Source organism: Dialister sp. (genome assembly GCF_036343215.1).
Taxonomy (GTDB): domain Bacteria; phylum Bacillota; class Negativicutes; order Veillonellales; family Dialisteraceae; genus Dialister.
Genome location: NZ_JAZASU010000011.1, coordinates 1 through 25,276, shown reverse-complemented (window position 1 = coordinate 25,276; position 25,276 = coordinate 1). Strand labels below are relative to the sequence as shown.

Below are 25,276 nucleotides of genomic sequence, written 5' to 3'. Positions count from 1 at the left end.
ATCATCTCTTTGTGAGATATCCTTTCCTCTCCCAACCCCATACAAAAATAGCGCCCCGAAAGAGGCGCCACCTTCACGGACCACGGACCACGGATCACGGTCCACGATCATCTCTTTGTGAGATATCCCTTCCCCTCCCAACCCCATACAAAAATAGCGCCCCGAAATGGAGCGCCACCTTCACGAACCACGAATCACGAATCACAAAAAGCTCCATGTTCGCAAAACCATATTCATGCCAATTGACCCGGACTCACACCATCTGTGCTTTCTTCGCTATTTCCTCCGGAATTTTGATTCCCAGATTTTCTGCAGTTTTCTTATTGATGACGATAGGGAATTCTTTCTGGTGTTCAATGGCTCTACTTTCCGGTTTACTCTTACCGTCCAGGATATCCGCTGCCATATGACCGGTCTGAATGCCAAGTTTGTAATAATCGACGGAAAGGGATGCCAGAGCTCCGTCTTTGGCCATGATTTCGGCGCCAGCGAAAACAGGAATCTTATGAGGATCCGTAATTTTCACCAGATTGGCCATGGCGGAAGCTACGGTATTATCGGTAGGTACATAAATGATATCCACTTTTCCGATGAGTGATTCCGCCACCTGCTGGATATCATTGACGGAATGAATCGTTCTTTCTTCCACGGTCAGATCATGCTCTTTGCAGTAACCCCGGAGCATATTGGCCTGGACTTCGGAATTAACTTCACTGGCCGTATAGATAAGGCCTACCTTTTTTGCATTCGGCATAAGAGACAAAGCCAGCTGCATCTGTGGCTCGATAGGGGTCAGGTTGGAAACGCCGGTCACATTGCCCCCCGGTGCATCATTGGTCTTCACCAGTTTTGCCGTCACATAGTCGGTAATGCAGGTTCCTACAATCGGAATATCCCGGATTTCATTGGCCATAGTCTGGGCAGCAGGGGTTGTGATGGCGCAGACAAGTTTTGGTTTTTCCGAGGCGAAGCGGGAAGCGATGGATTTCAGGTTGGCCTGGTCTCCCTGGGCATTCTGCTGGTCGAAATGAACTTTTTCCTCGGTATACCCTCTTTCTTTCATGCCATCCATAAATCCCTTATTGGCCAGATCCAGGGAACCATGCTCTACGAGCTGGACCACAGCCACAATCGGTTTCCTTGAAGAGGAAGAACCTGCGCCTTTGTCATTTCCTCCGCAGCCTCCATAAATCAGTGCTGATGCCGCTAAAACGGCTGCCATTCCAAGTTTCATCCATGTTTTCATATCTATTCTCCTGTCCTTCCATCCTATTTTTAATTTCCGGTCTTCCAGTCTTTTGTATTTCCTGCCGGAGATGCGTAATCATTTTGACTAATCACTAACTGCCAGCGGCTAACTGCTAACGGCTGACTGCTGACTGCTATAGAAATATTTCCTTACACCATCTGTGCTTTCTTTGCAATTTCGTCCGGAATCTGAATTCCCAGGATTTCCGCATCTTTTTTATTAATCACGATGGTATATTCTTTCTGGTGCTGAATGGGAGCCGTTTCCGGTTTGATTTTCCCGTCAAGAATATCAGCTGCCATCTGTCCGGTCTGGAGGCCCAACTTGTAATAGTCTACGGAAAGGGCTGCCAGGGCTCCATCTTTTGCCATAATATCTGCTCCTACAATGACCGGAATTTTGTTGGCATCCGTAATCTTCATAAGAGTCGGAATGGCGGAAGCCAGGGTATTGTCGGTGGGTACATAGATGAAATCAACTTTTCCCACCAGTGATTCAGCCACCTGCTGAATATCATTGACGTTGTTGACTGTCCGTTCTTCCACGGAGAGTTTGTTCTTTTTGCAGTATTCCTTCATCATGTTGGCCTGGACTTCGGAATTGACTTCGGAAGAGCAGTAGATCAGGCCGATTTTCTTTGCATTCGGTACGAGAGCCCTGCCCAGATCCATCTGGGCATCGATGGAGGCCAGATCGGATACGCCCGTCACGTTGCCACCGGGATGTTCATCGTTTTTGACCAGCTTGGCGGTGGTATAGTCGGTAATGGCTGTTCCGACGATGGGAATATCCTTGATTTCATTGGCTGCTGCCTGAGCTGCCGGAGTGGCGATGGCGCAGATCAGTTTTGGTTTTTCCGCTTTGAACCGGGAGACGATGGTCTTCAGGTTCGACTGGTCGCCCTGAGCATTCTGCTGATCGAAATAGACTTTGTTTTCATCATAGCCTCTCTTTTTCAGGCCTTCCACAAAGCCCTGGTTTGCCTGGTCAAGGGAGCCGTGCTGCACAATCTGGACCACGGCGATAATCGGTTTGTCCGTGGGTGGAAGCTGCTGTTTACCTCCCTGTCCGCCCCCTCCGCAGCCTCCATAGAGAAGAGCTGCCGAAGCCAATGCTGCTGCCATGCCAAGTTTCATCCATTTTCCCATATGAATATCTCCTTTTATCCAATATATTGATTCCCGTTCTTCCATAATTCCATTTGTTTCCGGTCCAGTTCCTTTATTTCCATCCCCCTGTTCCGGTATCAAAAAATCCCTGATCCATTGCTGAAGCAGGGACGAAATTCCGCGGTACCACCCATCTTATCTGACTATACAAAAAGGGTGGCACCCAAGGGACGATTTACCGTGGTACCACCCAAATTATCTTGATCAGATCAACTCTAAACCCTGTAACGAAGGTCACTCGTCAACACCTACTGTCATTTCAGCGCTGCAGTTCAGGAAAGAACTTCCTCATTTCTCCGCTGCCGGCTCTCACCTGTCCCGGCTCTCTTTGAAACTTATGAAACAAGTACTTTTTTCCATCGGCACTTTTCACGTGTTGCACCTATTTTAGCGAATGAAGCCTTTTTTGTCAAGACAGGGAAGAAATTTATTCCCGTCCGCTCATTGCCATTCGTGATTCGTGGTCTGTAAGCCGTGAAGAAGGCGGCGCAGCAGATTGGAAAGCGCCGCCTTATATACTTACCTGAACCGAACTCCATTTTCTGCTGCAGGATTCATAGAAAACCATCATCACCACATAAAAAGCGCCTTGACTCTCAAGACGCTTTTCCACGGACCAGGATTCACGGATCACGATTGCATATAGAGACATTCAGAAAAATGACTGCCTGCTTGCCCGGAGCTCCTATTTCTTCTCTCTGATTCCATTCATGAGCACATCATAAGCCTGGTTCATGTAGGATTCTTCGGAAATATCTTCTTCCACTTCGAACCGTTTCTTGATTTCGTTCATCAGATAATAGTACACCACCATGCCGGCCCAGGAGATGCAGACTTCCGTGGGCTTCAGATCTTTCCGGAAAGAGCCTTCCTCCATGCCTTCGGTGAGCGCCCCGCGGAGTACCATGAGGACCATGGCGAAACGTTCTTTTCCGATGGACGCAAAAACATCGGTGGGATGAATCATTTCCCAGGAAAAAATACGAAGGATATAAGGCCGCTTCTCCATGAGGCGGAAGAAGAAATGGGCATACATTTCCAGCACTTCCGTAGGACTTCTGGTGCCGTCAGCTGCCTTCTCCACGAAGTCCACAAGAAGGTTTGATCCTTTCTCAAGGATTTCCGCATAAAGTTCCCTTTTCCCGCCGAAATAGTAGGAAATAGCGGCGCTGTTCACATTGGCTTCTTTCCCGATATCCCTGATGGATACATCGGAATAGCCTTTCAGCGCAAAGAGACGGATGGCTGCATCCAGAATCTGCTGCCTTTTGTCCGGTGCCATTTCCTCATTTCCTTTTGGAAAAAGATTTCGGTACAGTTCCTCCTTGGTGCCGAAATAATAAGAAATAGAGGACACATTCACCCCTGCCTCGCGGCTGATGTCCCGGAGTGATGTATCCTGATAGCCATTCTTTTTAAAGAGCTTTCTGGCCGCCCTGCGGATCTGCTCTTTTCTTGTGATTTCCATGATTCTCCCCCAAAATGGTTACTGCTCCTGTTATTGTTATTGCAAATATTTCCTATATTATAAACCTTTTCGGAGAAAATTGGAACAATGGGCTCAAACGATTGAATTGTTTTAACTGGAACGTAATAATCGATTTATCTGTTCAGCACCAGGGAAATAAATGACCCTTCAGTGTCTCATCGATTGCTTCTTTCGTAATGGGTTTAAAATAGACCTTAAGCAGACAGAGTCCCTCCGAAGGAGCTGTCATGCCCAGCTTTCTCCGATCCTTTGCTTCTAGAATTCCCGTGATATCCTCCGGCGTGAGAGCCCCGATTCCCGCATCCACGAGAGCTCCTGCGATATTTCGTACCATATGGTACAAGAAACCTTCGCCTGTCACGTAAATACGGAAAAGTGAACCTTCTTTCAGAATCCGTATTTCATTAACTTTACGAATGGGCGAAGAAGGGACGGAATTATTTCCACGGAAAGAAGTAAAATCGTGAGTCCCTTCCAGCACCCGGGCCGCTTTTTCCATTTTTGAAAGATCCAGCTTCTTCCCGGTGCGCCAGATGTACCGCTTGAGGAAGGGAGAGCATTCCCGCTCCTCCGTCAGAAGGTAGCCGTAGGTTTTCCCAAAATTTCCTTTCCGCACGGAAAAATCCATATCTACTTCCTGGCTTTTCGTGACACGGATATCATAGGGAAGGACCGCATTCATGGCATAAATGAAACGGTCCCCGGGAATGGTGGATTCCGTATAGAAAGTGCATTCCTGGCCATAGGAATGCACGCCGGCATCCGTGCGGGCCACGAAATAAAGAGTGGTCTTTGTGCCGGTGATCTGAAGGAGGCAGTTTTCCACCATTTCCTGCACGGTCATGCGGTTTTCCTGCCGCTGGAAGCCGGCGTAATTCGTGCCCTCGTAAGAGAGGGTAATCCAGATGTTTTTCATGAGACCTCGGATTGATATAGATCAGGTAATTGGTAATGGGTAATAGGTGTTAGCCGTTAGCCATCCGCCATCAGCCGTCTGCGCAGAATGTGAGACCTCTGAGAACTGATAACTGATCACTATAACAAAAATTGGCAGGAACAGGTCCCGCCAATTTTTTATCGGAAATAAATATAGAGCGCGATGAGGAGCACTGTCACGATGATGACGGCGAGGAATCCGTTTCTGTCGCGCCAGGTGTATTTCAGCTGGTGCATTTTGGTCCTGCCTTCTCCGCCCCGATAGCATCTGGCTTCCATGGCAGTGGCCAGATCGTCGGCCCGGCGGAAAGCAGAAATGAAGAGCGGAACAAGAAGCGGCACCATGTTTTTTGCTCTCTGCCATAGATTACCATTTACGAAATCAGCGCCTCTGGAGGACTGAGCCTTCATGATGCGGTCTGTTTCTTCCAGAAGAGTCGGGATGAAACGGAGGGCAATCGTCATCATCATAGCCAGTTCATGGGCCGGTACGCCGAAACGGCGGAAAGGCATAAGGAGTGCTTCGATGCCATCGGTAAGAACGATAGGACTTGTAGTATAGGTCAGAAGAGACGAAAAAGCAATGAGAAATACGAGGCGGAGCGTCATGATGAGACCGTTCGTAATTCCTTCCTGGCTGATATGGATGAATTTCCAGGTAAAGAATTCATTACCCGGAGTGGTAAGCATATGGATAGCCATCGTAAAAACAAGGATAATCCACAAAGGCTTGATGGCTTTCCAGATGAGTTTCACCGGTACACCCGATTTGGCGATGGTTAAAAATGTGAAAGCTGCCACCAGGACATAGGAGAAAAGATTGTTGGCCAGGAAAATGGCAATGATGAAAATCATGGTGCAGAGGATTTTGGCCCTGGGGTCCATGCGGTGAAGATAGGAATCACCGGGATAGTACTGGCCGAGAGTAATATCTGTAAGCATCTTATTTACCTCCCAGCATTTTGTACATACGATCCACCGCTTCTTTGACCGTTTTCGCATCTTCCGGTACGGGGATGCCTTTTTCCTTGAGATAGAGAAGGGTTTGGGTCAGGGGCGGCGCATCGACGCCGCATTCCTTCAGTTCTTTTCTGTGATGGAGGAAAATATCCATGGGCTTTCCGTCCAGCACGAGATGGCCTTTGTGCATGACGAGAAGTCTCGTGGCCAGGCGGGCGATATCATCCATGTTATGGGAAACAAGGATAACGGAGAAGACTCCTTTCTTGTACCAACTCTGGATGCGGGCAAAGATTTCCCTTCGTCCGATGGGGTCCAGGCCTGCCGACGGTTCATCAAGAATGAGGAAATCGGGATGCATGGCGATGACACCGGCAATAGCCACGCGCCGCTGCTGGCCGCCGGAAAGGCGGAAGGGCGAGCGGTTCGCAAAAGCATCGTAATCAAGGCCTGCAAATTTCATGGCGCTCTTGACCCGTTTTTCCGTTTCCTCTTCATCGCAGCCTAGATTCCTGGGTCCGAAAGCGATATCTTTCGCTACGGACTCTTCAAAAAGCTGGTGCTCCGGATACTGGAAAACCATGCCTACGGAATGGCGTTTCTTCACGGATTCTTTTGATTTAGCTGCCAGGTCCACCCCGTCGATGGTGACTTTCCCTGTAGTTGGATGGATGAGCCCGTTCAGATGCTGGATGAGGGTGGATTTCCCGCTTCCCGTATGACCGATGATTCCGATGAATTCCCCTTTTTCAATGGTGAGAGAAATATTTTCCAGTGCCACTTTTTCAAAGGGAGATCCTTTGCTGTAGACGCAGCTTACATTTTCGACACATATGGACATAATGCTTCTTCCAGCTCCTCATCTGTCATACAATCTTCAGGAATGGATAATCCCTTTTGGCGAAGGCCATGGGCGAGATCTGCCGCCACCGGCACATCCAGGCCCCATTCGGTCAATTTCTCTGCCTGGGAGAAGACTTCTCTCGGAGTCCCTTCCATGCGGAGTTTTCCTTTTTCCACCACCATCACATAGTCTGCCGTCACCGCTTCTTCCATGAAATGAGTAATGAGGACAATGGTGATTCCTTCTTTTTCATTGAGGCTGTGAATGGTATCCATGACTTCCTGCCGTCCCCTGGGGTCCAGCATAGCCGTCGGTTCGTCAAGGACAATGCAGTCCGGTTTCATGGCAAGAATGCCGGCGATGGCGATCCTCTGTTTCTGTCCGCCCGAAAGCATGGCAGGAGAATGGGTGCGGTAAGCCGTCATGCCCACTTTTTCCAGGGATTCGTCCACCCGCTTTCGGATTTCCTCCGGCGGCACGCCGACATTTTCAGGTCCGAAAGCCACATCTTCTTCCACAATGGCAGCCACAAGCTGATTGTCCGGATTCTGGAAGACCATGCCCACCTTCTGGCGGATATCCCAGATATGGGAAAAGTCGGAGGTCTTCATGCCTTCCACATAAAGTTCCCCTTCCGTAGGGATGAGGAGGGCATTCAGGTGGCGGGCCAGCGTGGATTTCCCGCTGCCGTTCGTGCCGATGATGGCCGTAAAAGAGCCTTTCTTTATCGTGGCCGTCACGTCAGACAGGGCATCAAATTTTTTCCCGTCCTCCGTATCAAAGGTATGGGTCAAATGACGGATGTCGAAAAGGACGTCATCCTTCTTTTCATCCTTCAGTTTTTCTGTATCCATGATTCCTCTTTCTTTATAAGAAATACAAAAATTCACTGATACTTTATAATAGCAGAAGAAATAGTACGGCGTCAATAAAAATTTGTGAATGGGAAAGTTTTGCATCAGTTAACAATAGTTGATGGCTAATAGCTATTGGGTAATAGGTAATAGCCGTTAGCCGTTAGCCATTAGCTGTCAGCCGGCGCTCATCATTCATCGATTACCTGTTTTTCCACCAAAAAAGACTCCCCGTCCTGTTGGACAGAGAGTCCCATGACCCATCGGCACAGCCAAGTCAGATCCACCCGAAGTGCCTGCAGGCATTATAAATCCCGTCTTCATCAGCCCGGGAAGTGATGTACTTCGCCAGCGCCTTCAGTTCCGGCTTGGCGTTTCCCATGGCGATGCTCATCCATTCCGGCCGGAACATGGCCCGGTCATTCATGCCGTCCCCGAAGACAACGATATCTTCATCCGGGATATGGCGCATTTTCTGTATTTCCATGATCCCCCGCTCCTTGTGGACCGGCTCCACCAGCATGGTATCCGCGGAAAACCAGACGTGAGGCAGTGTATAGAGAGGGATGTCGTCCTTTTCTTTTTTCGTGCAGGCAATAAAGATTTTATGAATGACATCCACCGCAGGAATGTAGAAATCCGGTATGATGGCGGTCTCATAGTACCGGTCCTTGACCTTTTCCAGGTACTTTGTGGTCCTGGTGATGCGATACTTACGGTTGTAGGGGCAGAAAGCGAAGGGATGCTTTTCTTCATCGATTTCAGTCAGGGTCCGGATGCAGGCATCGATGGGAAGTCCTTCATCATAGAGGATTTTTCCGTCAATGGTCACCGCATTTCCCCCATCGGAGACAATGGAAGGAATCCCCAGATCTCTGGCCACCCTGGCCGCATCAGACTGCATACGGCCCGTGGCGATGGCCACGAAATGACCGTTTTCCATAAGCTTTTGCACCGCTTCCCTGGTGCTCTCCGGATAATCCGCAGTAAGCGGCGTGGTCAGGGTCCCGTCGATATCAAAGAAAAAATATTTCCTCATGGCCCGCCTCCTTTGCTACTTATTATACTATCATATTTCATTCTCCGGGAAACATTAGAAATAGGATCCTCCCCGGCGGGCCGGAAGGTCATTTCCCATCACGACCTGCTGAAGTCTAACGGCTGATGGCCAGCAAAAAGCGCCCCTGACTGAGGAGCGCTTTCACTTTCCACTATATTACAGCAATTTTTCAATTTCCGCCGCCAGGGCTTCCGGAGTCTTTGTCGGTTCGAAGCGGGCAATGACCTTTCCTTCCCGGTCGATGAGGAATTTCGTGAAATTCCATTTGATATCGTCCCCTTCCAGGAATTCGGGGAAATTTTTCTTCAGGAAATTCAGCAGCACCTCCGCATTGGGATGGTCCATGTCAAAACCTTTGAAACCTTTTTCCCCGGTCAGGTACTTGAAGAGAGGCTGTGCCGTTTCGCCGCGAACGTCCCCCTTCTTGAACATGGGGAAGGATACGCCGTAATTCAGCCGGCAGAACTGCTCGATTTCCCCATCGGTCCCCGGATCCTGTCCGGCAAACTGGTTGCAGGGAAATCCCAGGATGACAAGGCCTTTGTCCTTATAGGTTTTATACAGTTTTTCCAGACCTTCGTACTGGGGCGTGAAGCCGCACTTGCTGGCCGTATTCACGATGAGAAGGACTTTTCCTTTGTAATCGGCAAGGGAAATTTCTTTGCCCCTGTTGGTGGTCACTTTGAAATCATAAACGCTCATGGTATGCCTCCTTTGTCACTTTGGATTCAACTCTATATTTATTATATCGAATATAATCGAAGCGGTCAAATAAAAAAAGGAGCGGGCAGCGGCCCGCTTCAAAAGGGGTTTGGAGCAGAGCTCCAATGAGAACCTGTATAATAACATCTTGCGATGCTATTATCAAAAGTAGTGGGAGTGATGAGGGTTTCCCCTCATCACTCATGGAGGAAAAGAATCAGGAAATGCCAGATTTCCTTTAGAACTTCCGAAAGGAAGGATTTGGAAAAAGGGCGGTGATGACCATTTTCCCTGGATGGTCATCACCCGAAGGGAGTAGAACCATGGGCGGCCACAAAGGCTCGCCATATAGACACTTCACAAGGAAGTTATTGGAAAAGGGGCGATGGATATTTCCCTCTACCCATCGCAAAAGGGAGATGAATCTTTGGGGGCAGTCCCCTGGCCCATAGGCCATATAGTCACTTCACGAAGAAGTATTTCTAAAAAGGAGGGTGACAGTCTTGCCATCACCCGAAGGGAGATGAGACTCGAAACGCCCCGGAGGGCCGTCCCGAACTATAGACACTTCACATGGAAGTTATTGGAAAAAGTGTGGGGTGATGATCGTATTTCCCTGTTACTACCATCACCCGAAGGAGATGAACCATGGGAGGAATCCCACAGGACTATGTAAAGCCCTTTCGAGCGTTACACCGAAGTAGTTGGAGACATAAGTGAATCCCGCGGAGGATGATGTTTCCCTTCATCATCCTCGAGACCGGCTTCAGGAATCCTCATTCCTGAAACTGAAAAATCCACCTTTTGCGCAGGACAAAGGTGGATAGAATGTACGTCAAACGTACTTATATTCACACCTTCCCATCGCTCGTAGGTCAAACGGTGATTCCAAAACAGGCAGTTCTCCTGACTCTGCTTCCTCGCTCCTCCAGCCTTCCCAATATCCTCAGTGACTTTTGTTGGATTCGCTCCGCATTACAGTGGCGGGACCGTGCCGGCATTTCACCGGTCTTCCCTATTAAGCCCTCGTGGGCACCTGCTTTACTTATGTAGTTAGCTCCTCAATAACCGATTCACCAATAAAAAACCTCTTTACACGAACGTAAAGAGACATCATAGAGACATCCCCTTCCCATCGCTCGTGGGTTCAAACGGTGATCTAAGACAGGCAGTTCTCCTGACTCTGCTTCCTCGCTCCTCCGTCTTCCCGATTCCTCAGTGACATCTGGATTCGCTCCGCATTACAGTGGCGGGACCGTGCCGGCATCTCACCGGTCTTCCCTATTAAGCCCTTTTGGGCACCTGACTTTTCTTATTCGGTTGTATTTATAGTATCACCGCCGGATAGTCCTGTCAACGATTAAATAGGGATTAAAGGCAGATTTGCACAATTTTTCTGAAACAGCATAGAAGGATGGGTTCCCTATACTTTTTAGTCATATCTAATATTTACAATATTTCCTTCCTGCTTTGGGGGCTGATGAAAATATATGCCTTTTAAGAAACCCGGAAACCGAACCGGGACTCCAGGGATTGTTTCTTTCCAGACGAAAAAGCCCTTCCACCTGGGGGAAGGGCTTTAAGGCAGCAAAAACTCCCGAAACGGGGAATAAGACGTTTTCCGGAACCTCGTTCTTACCTGTCAATCCGGAAGCAGTCATTCCCGCATTGGGATATAACTGCCCGATCAGGTGCAGAGCGAGGCAGGTTACTGAATCATTTCGTATTCGGAAGTTTATTTGTCTTTATAACAACTGGGGAATTTCAAAATCCTCGAGGATGGAAGGCATCAGGAACACGTGGGCGCGGCTCCGGATCCGCCTGAAATTTCCGGGCGCCTGGCGGATCGGCTGGAGCTCGGCCCGAGGCCTCGTTCTTTTTGCCTTCTATACATATAGTAGAGAGAAATATCGTTTTGTATCATTAGAAATTCGTTAAACCTTCAGATTTAAGAATCCTCATAGACCCTGCTCTTTCAGCATTCCCCCGCATGGAAGATAATCTTTTTGCCCGACAAAAAAGACTGTGAAACGAGTCTCACAGTCTTTTGGAAATATTATTCTTTTACCGGTTCTATGGTTCCCAGTTTTTCAAGAAGCGGGATATTGATTGGCGTATACGCATCCGGATGAGAACGAAGATAAAACTGCTCCTCCTCCGGTGCCTTATAGAAATTTTCCAGCGGCTTTGCCTCTGTACGGATCGGCGGCAGATGCTTTCCTTCTCCTTCGTACTCATTGACGATAAAGCTGGACTGGGTCATCCGCCTCGATACGCCCCGGTTCTGAAGGAATACCAGGTAGTAGCTGATCTGCATCGTATCTTCATGGCTGGTATAGTAAACGCCGCTTCTAAACTGAGGTCCCACAGCTTTTCCCTGAATCCCGTCAGTATGTGGATTGATAATGGTGAAAAACAGGGATAAAAGGCTGACGATATCAATCTTTTTCGGATTGTATATGACACGGATGCATTCTCTGCCTTCCACTTTACCGCTATATATATCGTCTTTTGAGGGATTGGGAGCGCTGCAGTTGGCAAAGCCTGCTTCTACCAGGGCCACCCCTTTGACACGGGAAAACACTTCCTGCAGTCCATAATAAGGGCCGCCGGCCAGGTACAGTTCCTTCATGAATGCCCCGTTAATATACATAGAAAGACCTCTCTTTGCAAAAGCTCTGATGAGCAAATACAGGCATAGGGGCGCGGCGTAGCCGTGCCCCTTTCCTGTAATGAAATGAAGCTTATTATTGTTTCGTAGATTCCAGATGGCGGGCTGCAGCCCGGTCAAGATCAAAGGTCTTGATCAGTTCGGACACTGCCTGGCTTGGGGATACCACTCCCGCAAGAACGGCTGCACGGACTTCCGGAATCCGGCCTTTGATGACCGGGTCTTCATAGAAGAGATTGTGCAGATGTTCTTCGATCATGGTCTTGACCCATTCGATGATCTGGCGCTGACGGCGATTTTCGAAAGCGCCGGATTTCTTCGTCACTTTTTCGAATTCCCGCATCACGGCCCAGAGTTCGAGGAGCCCCGTCTTCTTCAGGGCGGAGCAGCGATAGGCATGGGTCTTCCACCCTTCCGTAGCCGGACGGATGAATTCCACCATTCTTTCGTATTCGCCCTGGGTGACTTTCGCCCTTTCCAGGTTATCGCCATCAGCCTTATTGACTACAATGGCATCTGCCAGTTCCATGATACCTTTCTTGATGCCCTGCAGGTCATCGCCTGCGCCGGTCAAAACGACAAGCATGAAGAAATCGACCATGGAGCGGACTGTGGTTTCTGACTGGCCTACACCGACCGTTTCTACCAGGATGACGTCACAGCCTGCGGCTTCGCAGAGCATCATGGTTTCACGGCTCTTTCTTGCCACACCGCCAAGGGTTCCGCCGGAAGGAGAAGGACGAATGAAGCAGTTTGGCTCCCGGGAGAGTTTCTGCATTCTCGTCTTATCCCCCAGAATGGAGCCGCCGGTGATGGAGCTCGTGGGGTCTACGGCCAGGACTGCCACTTTGTAACCCTGCTGGCAGAGAAGCTGGCCGAAAGCTTCAATGAATGTACTTTTCCCTGCACCGGGAACACCGGTAATCCCTACGCGGAGGGAATGACCGGTCCTGGGCAGTAATGCCTGCAATACTTTCTGGGCTTTGTCAAAGTCCTTCGGCGCATTACTTTCGATGAGAGTAATGGCCTTTGAAAGAATCATTCTGTCGCCCCGTTCCACGCCTTTCACGTAGTCTTCTACGGAAAGTTTCTTCCGGAGAGGAACTCTCCGGAGAGGTTCCCTGGGGATGTACTTGATATCGGTCACGCTGTTGACAGCGCTGTCGATACCACGCATAACGGAACAGGCAAATTCAGGATTCTTTTCTTTCGGGACCCAGCTTGGCCGGAGATCATCATCGTTTTCAGGCATATGCGCTTACCTTAACCTTCCTTGGCTTCAGCTTTAGCGCGGTCAACAAGGATCTGCAGTAACTGGATGCAGCACTTCGGGATATTGGTGCCTGGTCCGAAGATGGCGGTTGCGCCATGGTCGTAGAGGAATTCATAATCCTGTGGAGGAATTACGCCGCCGATGCAGACGAGAATATCATCACGGCCGCGTTTCTTCAGTTCATCTACGATAGCCGGAAGCAGTGTCTTGTGGCCTGCTGCCAGAGAGGAGAAACCAACAATATGAACATCGTTATCTACCGCATCCTGAGCAGCTTCTTCCGGAGTCTGGAAGAGCGGGCCTACGTCGACATCCCAGCCCATATCTGCGAAGGAGGAAGACAGGACTTTCTGGCCTCTGTCGTGACCATCCTGGCCCATCTTGCAGAAGAAGATACGCGGACGACGGCCTTCGAGGGATTCGAATTCGTCAACCAGTTTCTTAGCCTTTTCGAAGGAACCATCATCCTGGTATTCGGAGGAGTAAACGCCGGATACGGTGTGGATGGTCGCATTGTAACGGCCGGAAACTTTTTCAACGGCATCGGAAATTTCGCCCAGGGATGCACGGTCATGAGCTGCCTGAACTGCTGCGTCAAGCAGGTTGCCATTTTCGCGGCTTTCTGCACACTTGGTAATGTGTTCGAGGTCTCTTGCAACCTTTTCCGGATCGCGGATGGAACGGAGTTTTTCCAGTCTCTTGATCTGTGCGTTACGAACAGCAGTGTTATCAATGGAGAGAACGTTCAGCGGATCTTCCTTAGCCAGTCTGTACTTGTTCAGGCCGACAATGGTTTCCTTGCCGGAGTCGATATCTGCCTGACGACGGGCAGCGCATTCTTCGATACGCATCTTCGGCAGGCCGGTAGCGATAGCTTTTGCCATGCCGCCCAGGGATTCGACTTCCTGGATGTGTGCCCAGGACCGTTTGATCATTTCGTTGGTCAGGTATTCTACATAGTAGGAACCGCCCCACGGATCGATGATCTTGCAGCTCTTGGTTTCATCCTGGATATACAGCTGGGTATTACGAGCCAGGCGGGCTGAGAAGTCCGTCGGCAGAGCGATAGCTTCATCAAGCGCATTGGTATGGAGGGACTGGGTGTGGCCAAGAGCCGCAGACATGGCTTCCATACAGGTTCTGGTGATGTTGTTGAATGGATCCTGTTCGGTGAGGGACCAGCCGGAGGTCTGGGAGTGGGTACGGAGAGCCATGGATTTCGGGTTCTTTGCGCCGAAGCCTTTGAGGATCTTTGCCCAGAGTACACGGGCAGCACGCATCTTTGCGATTTCCATGAAATAGTTCTTACCCTGATCCCAGAAGAAGGACAGACGCTTTGCGAAGGCATCGACCGGCAGGCCTGCTTTTTCGCCGCAGCGGATATATTCCATGCCGTCTGCCAGGGTGTAGCCCAGTTCGAGATCGCAGGTTGCGCCGCATTCCTGGATATGGTAGCCGGAAATGGAAATGGAATTGAACTTCGGCATGTACTTGGTGGTGTATTCGAAGATATCACCGATGATACGCATGGACATGGCCGGCGGATAAATGTAGGTGTTACGAACCATGAATTCCTTCAGGATATCGTTCTGAATGGTGCCCTGGAGAATCTTCTTGTCTACGCCCTGTTCGATGCCGGCGGAAATGAAGAAGGCCAGAATCGGAAGTACGGCGCCGTTCATGGTCATGGATACGGACATCTGGTCCAGCGGAATTCCGTCAAACAGAATGTTCATATCGAGCATGGAGCAAACGGATACGCCTGCTTTACCAACGTCGCCTACTACACGGGGGTTATCGGCATCGTAGCCGCGGTGGGTCGGAAGGTCGAATGCAATGGACAGACCTTTCTGGCCTGCTGCCAGGTTTCTCTTGTAGAATGCGTTGGATTCTTCAGCGGTGGAGAAGCCTGCGTACTGGCGGACGGTCCATGGACGGAATACATACATGGTGGAGTATGGTCCGCGGAGGAACGGAGGAATACCGCTCATGAAATCCAGGTGGTTGCAGTCTTTGTATACGTCCTGGGTATAGAGAGGACCTACCGGGATACGTTCCAGGGTGGTGTCATAGAGGTCGTCATATTTCTTGCCTGTTTCGCTTTCCAGAGCTTCTCTCCACTGATCGTAGTCACAGCTTGGATGAGCTTCCAGGTTCAGTTTTGTAAAATCAGGATTTGTTGCCATATTATTTTACCTCCTCTTCCGTAATCTTCATGCCTTTTGCTCTCTGAAGTTCACGGATGATTTCGTAGCAGTTAGCTTTGACGGAGATGAAATCATCTACGCCTGCTTCACGATATTTTGCTTCCATATCTTTCGGAGCTGCGCCTGCCAGGAAGAGTTTGCCGCTGCCCAGGACTTCTTTCAGTCTCGGAGCGAGAGCCGGTACGTCTTCCGGATAGGTATCATCCTTGGAGCAGATGACTGCACAGTCATATGGAGTGCCTTTGTCATCGCAGCCGGCTTTAAGTGCTTCCACGCATTTATCCCAGCGGGAGCCCGGTTTGCCTTCATCATCCTGGAATCCTGTATTCAGGTGAACGTTGAATTCACCGACCTGCAGGAAGGAGGTGGAGAAATCGGCTCTTGCTTTATGCTGCGGAATGCGGCCCATGTTGGCCAGGAATACTTCCACGTTCTTGCCGGTTTCTTTCTTGTAGTTTTCGGTATCGAAACGGAGTCTTTCGAAACGTTCGGTCCAGCGATGTTCGGTGATGATGCGGACAGCTTCGCCTTCGCCGTCAACTGCAAGTGCCTTGCCGACTTCACCCTGGGTAGCGCCTGCGGAGAATGCTTCCATGGCTTTAACCAGTTTTTCATCAGCCGGAGCTGCTTCGAGTTCTTCCAGTTTCTTGCCGAGGAATTCTTTATCAATGTCTTTCTTGTAAGCTTCAACGCCGTCTACAAGGATCTTCTTCAGAGCCGGGGTATCTTCCGGTCTTGGTTCGATCAGTTCTTCAGCCATGTTCGGGTACATGTTGTTGCCTACGGAACGGTCTTTACGGAAATCAAGAGCTTTGAAACGCTGTTTCAGGATGTCCAGAATCTGTTCCTGCGGATATTCAGCTTCCAGAGCTTTGGTGAAGCCGCCCATGGATTCGATCTTCTGGAATTCAGCCCAGATATGATTTGCCATTTCGGTGGTCAGGTGTTCAATGCCCCAGGATCCGCCAGCCGGGTCAATCGGGCGGAGCATACCGAATTCTTCCTGCAGAATGATGTGAGCGTTTCTTGCAATACGACGGGAGAATACGTCGCCTTTACGAACGGTTTCATCGTATGGTTCGTTTTCATAGGTATCAACGCCGCCGACTACAGAAGAGAACATGGCGGTGCAGTTACGAAGCATGTTAACGCCTGCATCGAAAATGGTGCGGAAGAAATATGCCGGTCTTGCATGGATCTTTGCACTTCTGTCAGCGCCTTCAGCACCGAAAGCTTTCATGATATTTGCCCATACTTCACGAGCTGCACGGACTTTGGCGATTTCCAGGAAGAATACTTCGCCGGTATTGAAGCCAAAGTTGATGGACTGAGCGATATCATGAATGGAAATTCCTCTCTTTTCCATTTCACGGATATATTCAACAGCCATAGCAAAGGTGTAAGCGACTTCCTGTACGGAGTTTGCGCCGCCTCTGGAGAATACTTCAGATCTCGGCATAATGGTGCGGAGGCCCGGAGCGTTCTTTCTTGCCCAGCGGATGGTTTCAGCCATATCGTCATAGTAAGCAACCAGCGGTTTTGCCAGTTTGCCTTTCTTAGCCAGCTGGGACAGCGGGTTGGCGCCGATCACGCCATGAAGTTTGCTGGTATCTTTTCCCTTAGCTTTCAGAGCAGCAGCTACCAGTGCAATCATCTTCAGGGAAGATGCACCGCAGTACATCATGAACGGATATTTTTCAAGATCCAGGTCATCGAGCATCTGAGCCATATCTTCCAGAGTGGTGATGGAAACGCCGGTATCGCCCGGTTTTTCAGCATCTTCTACATCGATGCCTTCGGTGGATGCGGAGTCAAGACGTACATTGTAAACGGTGGAACCTTTGGCGATTTCATCTTTCAGGAGTTCATTATTTTCCTTCGGAAGAGTTTCATCGCAAGCCTGCGCGATGCCCCAGGGAGCTTCCTTGTAGCCGTGTGCTGTGGAGCCGCGAAGGAAATCGCCCATGCCCGGATAGTCGTCAGCAGGAAGTTTTCCGTCCATGGCAACCGGACCGGTGTGGAGTGTATAGATTGGGTCGAAGGTAATGCCTTCGTAGGTCTTTGTATACATGAGTTTATCGAAAGGTTTGCCTTTCAGCAGAGCGTTGCAGGCATCAACCCATTCTTCCCATGTAGGTGGTGTAAATTCATCAAATTTGACTGCCGGGAAATCAGTTTTTCCTTCAGATTTTTTAAGGATTGCTTCCAGCTCTTTATCGGTGAGCTGCTTTACTGGTTCCTGGGATTTCTGTTCATCCATGAATAGTTCCTCCTTTAATAATTTTAGACAATTTCACGTATTAACGGGGTTCACCTCCTTCAAAGGTTATTTTGTGTATTGACATCAAAAAAGCCGGCACCTATGATGGCAGCCGGTAAATGAGACCTTTGTCTCAAATCCCCTTCCCATCGCTCGCAGGTATAACGGTGATTCATTGACAGATAGTTCTCCTGGCTCGGATTCATCGCCCTGTCCGCCTTCCCAGGTTTCCCCAGTGACATCTATGGACAGGTCTCCTCCTTACAGTGGCGGGACCGCTCCGGCTTATACCGGATTCTCTTTTATGCTTTCGCATCTGTCAGGAATATGAAATTGTCTAAATGATTACATTATCAGTATAATTCATCATATTCTAAGTGTCAAATATTTTAAAGTAATTTTATTCTAATTTTATAATATGGCAATAATAATTTTCATAAAATAAGGTAGAAAATAAATAAGCTTAAGATTATAATAAGTATAGTATTAACGGATATTGTAATGTTTATTTAATTTAAGGAGATTCCTATGGAAAAAGAATATGACAAGGACCGGGAAGAATCGATTGCTTTAAGTAAGAAATTTGCCGAGCTCGAAGGCCGGCGGCCCCGCATATATGTACCGGAAATGGATGATGACGGCTGCGGAGAAAAGAGAAGACTCGCCGCCAGCGCCTTTGCAGACTGCGGCTGGGACGTAGACGTGGACTCCCTCCAGTCACCGGAAGAATCAGCCAGAAATGCGGTAGATAATGATGATTATTATATTTATTATTACTCCGAAAGCGATAAGAAAACCGGACTCCTGATCCGTCTCGAACAGGCCCTTGCCATGTATGGCAGGGACGATATCCTCGTCGCTGCGGGCCCTGTGGAAAAAGAAGAAGAAAAAGAACAGCTCTTCCGCTATGGCCTCACTGCCCTGTTTCCAAACGATTATTCAGCCTACAAGGCAAGCCTTACCATGCTTCGCCTGCTGATCACCAGAAGTCTGGACGAAGAATCCGATTTATGACCGCTTCAAAAGGGGAACCTGTAACATAAAATAAAAATAACAGCTAAAAAGACTGTGCCATCACAATTGGCCACAGTCTTTTTATTTCAATATATTTCAACGGAAATTTTAAAGGCCTATAAATCCAGCTGCCTTTCATAAAACTTACAGGGGCCATGACTACGGATTCATATAAATGACTCAAAGTTCTATCCCATAACCGTTCCGCCTGGCTTTAGAAATATAACGACCTGCTTTCCCTGATCTTATCGCTTTTATTCGTCGAGAAATATGATTAAATAAAGGAAAATTCTATGGCCGCAATACATGAGTACTACGAAAGAGGCAAAAGAATAAGTAATCCGTAAACCGCAAAAACTACGGGGTCAAAAATTATAATGAGTCACCTGAATAACAGATCCGAAAATCCAGGGGAGCTCGAAACAATCAAAAAAGAAATATATAAAAAACGATATTTCAGAATATATGCATGATACATTCAGAAATATACACTTGAAAAATTCCTCCATAGGGGATATGAAAGTGCAGATAAAAAATACATAATTCAAAATGAGCAGCCATAACTGATTAGGATAGAGAGACCAATAGAACAAATCCTGTTACATATAAGACCTGTAAAATAAACGAACCAACAGATATCTGGGACAAAATAGTCGATCATTAACATCCCGGAGCATTTACCGGTATTCGAAAATCATGAAAATAATTCCTGTCATAATCATTCATGGATAATTAAGAAGAAAAGGCAGTGTAGGAAAATCATTACATACCAGAGGATAAAAAGTAAAGGGTAAATAAAAAAGGCAGTGCTTTCGCACTGCCTTTTTCAGACTGTTCAAGCAGATTCCGGATAGGAATTAGCCAACGGTGAACAGCGGATCGCCGCCCTGTACGGACTGGCCTTCGGAAACCTGCATGGAGGTAACCTTGCCATCGCACGGAGCCATGATCGGGTTGCCCATCTTCATAGCTTCGAGAACCAGAACTTCGTCGCCGGAAGCAACTGCATCGCCAACGTGTTTGTTGATGCGGATTACTTTGCCCGGCATCGGAGCTTCTACGGATTCGCCTGCGCCTGCAGGAGCTGCAGCCGGAGCTGGAGCCGGAGCCGGAGCCGGTGCCGGAGCCGGAGCCGGAGCCGGAGCTGCTGCCGGAGCTGGAGCTGCTTTCGGAGCCGGAGCTGCTGCCGGAGCCGGAGCTGCTGCTGCTGCGCCGCCGTCTTCTACTACTACGTCGTATTTCTGGCCGTTAACTGTTACAGTAAATTTTCTCATTGTCTTTCCTCCTAAATGATTGATAGTTCAACTTTCAATTAGAACTGCTGGGAACCAGCTACACCTGCAATGCGGGAAGCAGAGGTCCAGCCAGGTCTAGCTGCCGGACGGATGGAGACGATTTCGCCGCCACCCATAGCAACGATAGCAGCAGCAATTGCTGCTACGACTGCACCATTGTCAGCAACTGGAGCTGCTGCCTTCGGAGCTGCAGCTGGTTTCTTGGGAGCTGCGGCCGGTGCCGGTGCTGCGGACTGATTGAGAGATGAACGTACCTGCCAGATCATGATCAGGGCAATTACAGCCACAACAAGGCCTGCAACTGCGATATACATAACTGTGTCGTTACCCATCTGTACCCATCCTTTCAATTAGTGATTTAAGCAGCAAATATTACAGCGGAATGTTGCCGTGTTTCTTTGCCGGATGTACTTCGTGCTTGGAAGCAAGCATCTTCAGTGCATTGATGATTGTTGGACGAGTGTTTCTCGGATCGATAACTGCGTCTACATAGCCGCGTTCTGCAGCTTTGTAAGGAGTAGCGAATTCGTCTACATATTCCTTTGTACGCTGTTCTTTCTGTGGATCTTTCTTGAAGATGATGTTAGCTGCGCCTGCAGGTCCCATTACAGCGATTTCAGCGGTTGGCCAAGCAAATACCTGGTCAGCGCCCTGTTCACGGGAGCACATAGCGATGTAGGAGCCGCCGTAAGCTTTACGGAGAATCATGGTGATCTTCGGAACGGTAGCTTCGCAGTATGCGAACAGCATCTTAGCGCCGTGACGAATTACGCCGGCATATTCCTGCTGACGGCCCGGGAGGAACCCTGGAACATCGACAACGTTAAGAACCGGAATGTTGAAGCAGTCGCAGAAACGAATGAAACGAGCTGCTTTATCGGATGCGTTGTAGTCAAGGCAGCCTGCCATGAATGCCGGCTGGTTAGCAATGATACCAACAGACTGTCCGTCCATACGAGCGAAGCAGGTGATGATGTTCTTTGCCCATTCTTTAGCTACATCGTAGTATTCGCCATTATCGACAATGGATTTAATTACATCGTACATGTTGTACGGAGCGTTGGAGTTTTCTGGCATGAGGGTGTCGAGAGCCGGATCGGTTCTGGTCGGATCATCGCCAGTTTCAACGATTGGAGCGTCTTCCATGTTGTTGGAAGGCAGGAAGGAGAGCAGATAACGAATCTGTTTAATGCAGTCTTCGTCGTTCTTAGCTCTGAACTGAGCAACACCGGAGGTGGTGTTGTGGGTCTTAGCGCCGCCGAGAGCTTCAGCGGTGATCTTTTCACCGGTTACAGATTCAACTACTGCCGGGCCGGTCAGGAACATCTGAGAGGTCTTATCTACCATGTAGATGAAGTCGGTCAGAGCCGGGGAATAAACAGCGCCGCCTGCAGATGGTCCCATGATAGCGGAAATCTGAGGAATAACGCCGGATGCAATGGTGTTGCACCAGAAAATCTTGCCGTAGCCAGAGAGTGCATCTACTGCTTCCTGAATACGAGCGCCGCCGGAATCGTTCAGGCCTACGCAAGGAGCACCGACTTTGAGAGCCAGTTCGTTTACGTGAACGATTTTAGCTGCGTGCATTTCGCCGAGGGAGCCGCCTTCAACGGTGAAGTCCTGAGCAAATGCAAATACGAGTCTGCCTTCTACGGTACCATAACCGGTTACTACACCTTCACCAGGAAGATCTTTCTTTTCCTGGCCGAAGTTGTGGCAGCGGGATTTAACAAGGGCATTGACTTCAACGAAAGTGCCTTCATCAAACAGAAGAGCAAGTCTTTCACGAGCGGTCAGTTTGCCTTTTGCATGCTGTTTTTCAACACGTTTTTCCCCACCCATAGCCTCTACATGCGCGAGGTTTTTGTGGAGAAGTTCAATTCTTTCTGCAACAGTTGCCATTCTTACACCTCCAAAAATTCTAGGGATCCCCCTAGAGGGGGATGATTTACCCGAATGGGTAAATCATATACCATCGTTCAAATTAAGCTTTGAAGGATGGGCCGCCGGGACGTTCAGTCAGTTCCAGCAGAAGGCCGGTTGCTTTTGGATGCAGGAATGCGATGTGGCAGCCGCCTGCACCAACGCGGTACTTCTTGTCGATGAGCGGAACTTCTTTAGCCTGCAGATCAGCGAGGCATGCTACGATGTCGTCAACGCGAAGTGCTACATGCTGGAAGCCGTTCTTGCCGCCGTTAGCTTTTTCGATGAAACGAGCGATCGGGCCGTCCGGAGTGGTGGAACCCAGGAATTCGAGTTCGCAAGCTTCGGTCTGAGCGGACGGTTTGTAGAAGCTGGTGGTTACATGCTGTTCTTCTACGGTTTCATCCGGCAGAGAAGGTTCGAGGCCGAAAATGTCTTTCATCTGCTGTTTAATCTTCTGGAGATCTTTAACAGCTACGCCAACATGATCGACAGTTAAAACTTTAAATGCCATAATAACTCCTCCTTTAAAATTATTTGAATATATTGCCTACGATGGAATCAACGACTGTGAACGGATCAGTTTCACGTTCAAAGACTTTTTCCACGTAGTCAGCAAATTCACCCGTGTTCGCGATATCATTCTCGATCTTACGGGAAATGCGGTCGTGAATCATCTCAAGCATTTCGCTTCTTGCTCTCTCGCGTCTGCGTTCTTCAAGAATGCCGGATTCTTCCAGATACTTGCGATGATCACCCAGGGCTGCTACTACATCTTCTACACCCTGGTCTTTGTTCGCGATCGTTCTTTCAATCGGAGGACGCCAGTTCTGGGCTTCGCCCAGGTCGAGCATCATTTCGATTTCAACATTCAAACGATCTGCGCCGTCGCGGTCGCATTTATTAATGACGAATACGTCACCAATTTCAAGGATACCTGCTTTAATAGCCTGAATATCGTCACCTAGTCCAGGTACGAGCACAACAAGTGTTGTATCCGCGTTTTTAACGATATCTACTTCTGACTGTCCTACGCCTACTGTTTCGATGAAGATTACATCGAAGCCGAAAGCATCCATCAGTTTAACCGCATCAGCAGTTTTGCGGGAAAGACCGCCAAGGCTGCCGCGCGTGCCCATACTACGGATATAAACACCCTTATCCAAGGTCAGATCGTTCATTCTGATACGGTCGCCAAGAATGGCGCCGCCGGAGAATGGAGAGGTAGGATCGACAGCAACGATACCTACAGTTTTACCCTGTTGACGGAATTTCTTAATCAGGGCATCTGACAGTGTGCTCTTACCCGCACCAGGTGCACCAGTAATACCGATGACCTGTGCACGACCGGTATGATGATAGATATCTTTCATGATATCTTCAAATCCATCCCGTTCGTCTTCAACGATGGTAATTGCTCTCGCTAAGGCACGTCTGTTTCCATTCCAAAAGTCTTTCATAGAAAATTCCATGGATAGATACACCGCCTTTTCGAAGAGTAAGTAATATAGAAATAATATAGTGCCGGGGCCGGGAGTCCTCCCGGTCCCGGGCAGCTACATTACAACTACCGTATTAAATGACCAGATAAGTCTGATTATTTGTTAACGTTTTCTTTAATGAAGTTGATAACTTCAGTGGTTGGGGTGCCAGGGGTGAAGATAGCCTTTACGCCAGCTTCTTTGAGGCCCGGGATATCGCCAGCAGGGATTACGCCGCCGCCGATAACCAGAACGTCGCCCATTCCTTTAGCTTTCAGTGCTTCAACAACTTCCGGGAAAAGGGTGTTGTGAGCGCCGGAGAGCAGGGACAGAGCTACTACATCAACGTCTTCTGCATCAGCTGCTTCAACGATCTGAGCAACGGTCTGACGAAGACCGGTGTAAATAACTTCCATACCAGCATCGCGGAGTGCACGAGCGATAACTTTTGCACCACGATCATGTCCATCAAGGCCCGGTTTTGCTACGAGAACTCTAATTGCCATTATAGATTACCTCCAAGAAAGTATATGTCTAAGATTCGATGTCTGAAATTCAGTTATGAATTAAAGAGTGTTGTGCGGTTTGTATTCGCCGAATACTTTACGCAGAACGCCGCAGATTTCGCCTTCGGAGCAGTAAGCGCGTACGCAGTCGAGGATGACTGGCATCAGGTTTACGGATTCGTCAGCAGCTGCAGCTTCGAGCTTCTTCAGTTCTTCCTGAACTTTTTCGTTGTCGCGTTCAGCCTTAACTTTAGCGAGTTTGTTCTTCTGGAATACGCCAGCAGATGCATCAACCTTCAGCAGGCCCTGAACCGGTGGTTCTTCCATGGTGAACTTGTTGACGCCGACGATGGTTCTTTCGCCGGATTCAACGGACATCTGCCAAGCATAAGCAGAATCCTGAATTTCTTTCTGGATGTAGCCTTTATCAATAGCTTCTACAGCGCCGCCCATTTCATCAATCTTGCGGATGTATTCTTTAGCTTCAGCTTCGATAGCATTGGTCATAGCTTCTACATAGTAGGAACCGCCGAGTGGATCGATTACGTCAGCCAGGCCGGATTCGTAAGCAACGATCTGCTGTGTACGGAGAGCGATGGTTACGGATTCAGTGGTCGGGAGAGCCAGAGCTTCATCGCGGGAGTTGGTGTGCAGGGACTGGGTTCCGCCCATTACTGCTGCTGCGGTCTGCAGAGCAACACGAACGATGTTGTTGTTCGGCTGCTGAGCGGTCAGCATGGAGCCAGCGGTCTGGGTATGGAAACGGAGTTTCAGGGACTTCGGGTTTTCTGCATGGAATCTTTCCTTCAGAATGGAAGCCCACAGACGACGGGATGCACGGAATTTAGCAACTTCTTCGAGTACGTTGTTGTGAGCGTTCCAGAAGAAGGACAGACGTGGAGCGAACTGGTCAACATGCATGCCAGCTTTCAGAGCTGCTTCGATGTATGCAATACCATCGGCAATGGTGAATGCAACTTCCTGAGCAGCGGTGGAGCCTGCTTCACGGATGTGGTAGCCGGAAATGGAAATGGTGTTCCACTTCGGTACGTTCTTGGAGCAGTATTCGAAAATGTTGGTGATCAGACGCATGGACGGTTTAACCGGGAAAATGTAGGTGCCGCGTGCGGAGTATTCCTTCAGAATATCGTTCTGAATGGTGCCGCGCAGTGCGGAAGCCGGTACGCCCTGTTTTTCAGCTACAGCGATGTACATAGCGAGCAGTACGGATGCCGGTGCGTTGATGGTCATGGAGGTGGAAACTTTGCCCAGGTCGATCTGGTCGAACAGGATTTCCATATCCTTCAGGGTATCAATAGCAACGCCTACTTTACCAACTTCGCCTTCAGCCATCTTATCATCGGAGTCATAGCCGATCTGGGT

Annotated in this window: 21 protein-coding genes, 3 riboswitches and 1 other annotated feature; of the genes, 1 reads left to right on the top strand and 20 read right to left on the bottom strand. The window is 49.0% G+C overall.

Going from position 1 to position 25,276, the window contains the following annotated elements; all coding sequences use genetic code 11:
* Window positions 1-253: 253 nt before the first annotated feature.
* From VZT47_RS04165 to VZT47_RS04105, 13 genes are all read right to left on the bottom strand, one after another.
* Entirely contained in the window at window positions 254-1,246 is a 993-nt protein-coding gene (locus tag VZT47_RS04165) for an ABC transporter substrate-binding protein (RefSeq protein WP_330223717.1), read from the bottom strand.
* A 152-nt stretch (window positions 1,247-1,398) separates the two neighbouring features.
* A complete protein-coding gene (locus tag VZT47_RS04160) occupies window positions 1,399-2,397 on the bottom strand; it encodes an ABC transporter substrate-binding protein (RefSeq protein ID WP_330223716.1) in 999 nt (332 codons plus the stop codon).
* Between the two features lie 184 nt (window positions 2,398-2,581).
* Window positions 2,582-2,790, bottom strand: a binding site (T-box leader).
* A gap of 313 nt (window positions 2,791-3,103) precedes the next feature.
* Window positions 3,104-3,886 carry a TetR/AcrR family transcriptional regulator gene (locus VZT47_RS04155; RefSeq protein ID WP_330223715.1) on the bottom strand — a complete coding sequence of 261 codons (783 nt, stop codon included), beginning with the start codon at window positions 3,884-3,886 and terminating at the stop codon, window positions 3,104-3,106.
* 142 nt (window positions 3,887-4,028) lie between these two features.
* Window positions 4,029-4,823, bottom strand: a complete 795-nt coding sequence (truA, locus tag VZT47_RS04150; RefSeq protein ID WP_330223714.1) for a tRNA pseudouridine(38-40) synthase TruA — start codon at window positions 4,821-4,823, stop codon at window positions 4,029-4,031.
* A gap of 158 nt (window positions 4,824-4,981) precedes the next feature.
* Window positions 4,982-5,785, bottom strand: a complete 804-nt coding sequence (locus VZT47_RS04145; protein WP_330223713.1) for an energy-coupling factor transporter transmembrane component T family protein — start codon at window positions 5,783-5,785, stop codon at window positions 4,982-4,984.
* A 1-nt stretch (window position 5,786) separates the two neighbouring features.
* A complete protein-coding gene (locus tag VZT47_RS04140) occupies window positions 5,787-6,644 on the bottom strand; it encodes an energy-coupling factor transporter ATPase (RefSeq protein WP_330223712.1) in 858 nt (285 codons plus the stop codon).
* A complete protein-coding gene (locus VZT47_RS04135; RefSeq protein WP_330223711.1) occupies window positions 6,620-7,501 on the bottom strand; it encodes an energy-coupling factor transporter ATPase in 882 nt (293 codons plus the stop codon). Before VZT47_RS04135 ends, VZT47_RS04140 begins: the two co-directional genes overlap by 25 nt.
* A 277-nt stretch (window positions 7,502-7,778) precedes the next feature.
* Window positions 7,779-8,540, bottom strand: a complete 762-nt coding sequence (locus VZT47_RS04130) for an HAD-IIB family hydrolase (protein ID WP_330223710.1) — start codon at window positions 8,538-8,540, stop codon at window positions 7,779-7,781.
* A gap of 177 nt (window positions 8,541-8,717) precedes the next feature.
* A complete protein-coding gene (locus VZT47_RS04125) occupies window positions 8,718-9,263 on the bottom strand; it encodes a glutathione peroxidase (RefSeq protein WP_330223709.1) in 546 nt (181 codons plus the stop codon).
* 879 nt (window positions 9,264-10,142) lie between these two features.
* A riboswitch (cobalamin riboswitch) is annotated at window positions 10,143-10,318 on the bottom strand.
* Between the two features lie 95 nt (window positions 10,319-10,413).
* Window positions 10,414-10,584: riboswitch (cobalamin riboswitch) on the bottom strand.
* Between the two features lie 735 nt (window positions 10,585-11,319).
* Entirely contained in the window at window positions 11,320-11,916 is a 597-nt protein-coding gene (locus tag VZT47_RS04120; protein ID WP_330223708.1) for a peptide-methionine (S)-S-oxide reductase, read from the bottom strand.
* A gap of 94 nt (window positions 11,917-12,010) precedes the next feature.
* Window positions 12,011-13,186 carry a methylmalonyl Co-A mutase-associated GTPase MeaB gene (gene meaB, locus VZT47_RS04115; RefSeq protein ID WP_330223707.1) on the bottom strand — a complete coding sequence of 392 codons (1,176 nt, stop codon included), beginning with the start codon at window positions 13,184-13,186 and terminating at the stop codon, window positions 12,011-12,013.
* Window positions 13,187-13,197: 11 nt separating this feature from the next.
* Window positions 13,198-15,393 (bottom strand): methylmalonyl-CoA mutase, encoded by a 2,196-nt coding sequence (scpA, locus tag VZT47_RS04110; RefSeq protein ID WP_330223706.1) that lies wholly within the window; start codon window positions 15,391-15,393, stop codon window positions 13,198-13,200.
* A gap of 1 nt (window position 15,394) precedes the next feature.
* The gene (locus VZT47_RS04105; RefSeq protein WP_330223705.1) at window positions 15,395-17,674 is read right to left on the bottom strand and encodes an acyl-CoA mutase large subunit family protein; all 2,280 of its coding nucleotides are present in this window, start codon (window positions 17,672-17,674) and stop codon (window positions 15,395-15,397) included.
* 164 nt (window positions 17,675-17,838) lie between these two features.
* A riboswitch (cobalamin riboswitch) is annotated at window positions 17,839-18,009 on the bottom strand.
* 193 nt (window positions 18,010-18,202) lie between these two features.
* Here VZT47_RS04105 and VZT47_RS04100 point away from each other — a divergent pair.
* Window positions 18,203-18,688: a hypothetical protein gene (locus VZT47_RS04100; RefSeq protein WP_330223704.1), complete on the top strand. Its 486-nt coding sequence runs from the start codon at window positions 18,203-18,205 to the stop codon at window positions 18,686-18,688.
* 857 nt (window positions 18,689-19,545) lie between these two features.
* Here VZT47_RS04100 and VZT47_RS04095 read toward each other — a convergent pair.
* The 7 genes from VZT47_RS04095 to VZT47_RS04065 all read right to left on the bottom strand — a co-directional run.
* Window positions 19,546-19,962, bottom strand: coding sequence for a biotin/lipoyl-containing protein (locus tag VZT47_RS04095; protein ID WP_296954186.1), 417 nt, complete (start codon window positions 19,960-19,962; stop codon window positions 19,546-19,548).
* A 38-nt stretch (window positions 19,963-20,000) separates the two neighbouring features.
* Entirely contained in the window at window positions 20,001-20,315 is a 315-nt protein-coding gene (locus VZT47_RS04090) for a hypothetical protein (RefSeq protein WP_330223703.1), read from the bottom strand.
* A gap of 40 nt (window positions 20,316-20,355) precedes the next feature.
* Entirely contained in the window at window positions 20,356-21,885 is a 1,530-nt protein-coding gene (gene mmdA / locus VZT47_RS04085) for a methylmalonyl-CoA decarboxylase subunit alpha (RefSeq protein ID WP_330223702.1), read from the bottom strand.
* An 82-nt stretch (window positions 21,886-21,967) separates the two neighbouring features.
* The gene (locus tag VZT47_RS04080; protein WP_330223701.1) at window positions 21,968-22,420 is read right to left on the bottom strand and encodes a VOC family protein; all 453 of its coding nucleotides are present in this window, start codon (window positions 22,418-22,420) and stop codon (window positions 21,968-21,970) included.
* Window positions 22,421-22,439: 19 nt separating this feature from the next.
* Window positions 22,440-23,378: a methylmalonyl Co-A mutase-associated GTPase MeaB gene (meaB, locus tag VZT47_RS04075; protein ID WP_330223700.1), complete on the bottom strand. Its 939-nt coding sequence runs from the start codon at window positions 23,376-23,378 to the stop codon at window positions 22,440-22,442.
* Between the two features lie 125 nt (window positions 23,379-23,503).
* Entirely contained in the window at window positions 23,504-23,893 is a 390-nt protein-coding gene (locus VZT47_RS04070; RefSeq protein ID WP_330223699.1) for a cobalamin B12-binding domain-containing protein, read from the bottom strand.
* 60 nt (window positions 23,894-23,953) lie between these two features.
* Window positions 23,954-25,276: acyl-CoA mutase large subunit family protein (locus VZT47_RS04065; protein WP_330223698.1), on the bottom strand; the 1,323-nt coding region annotated here is incomplete at its 5' end.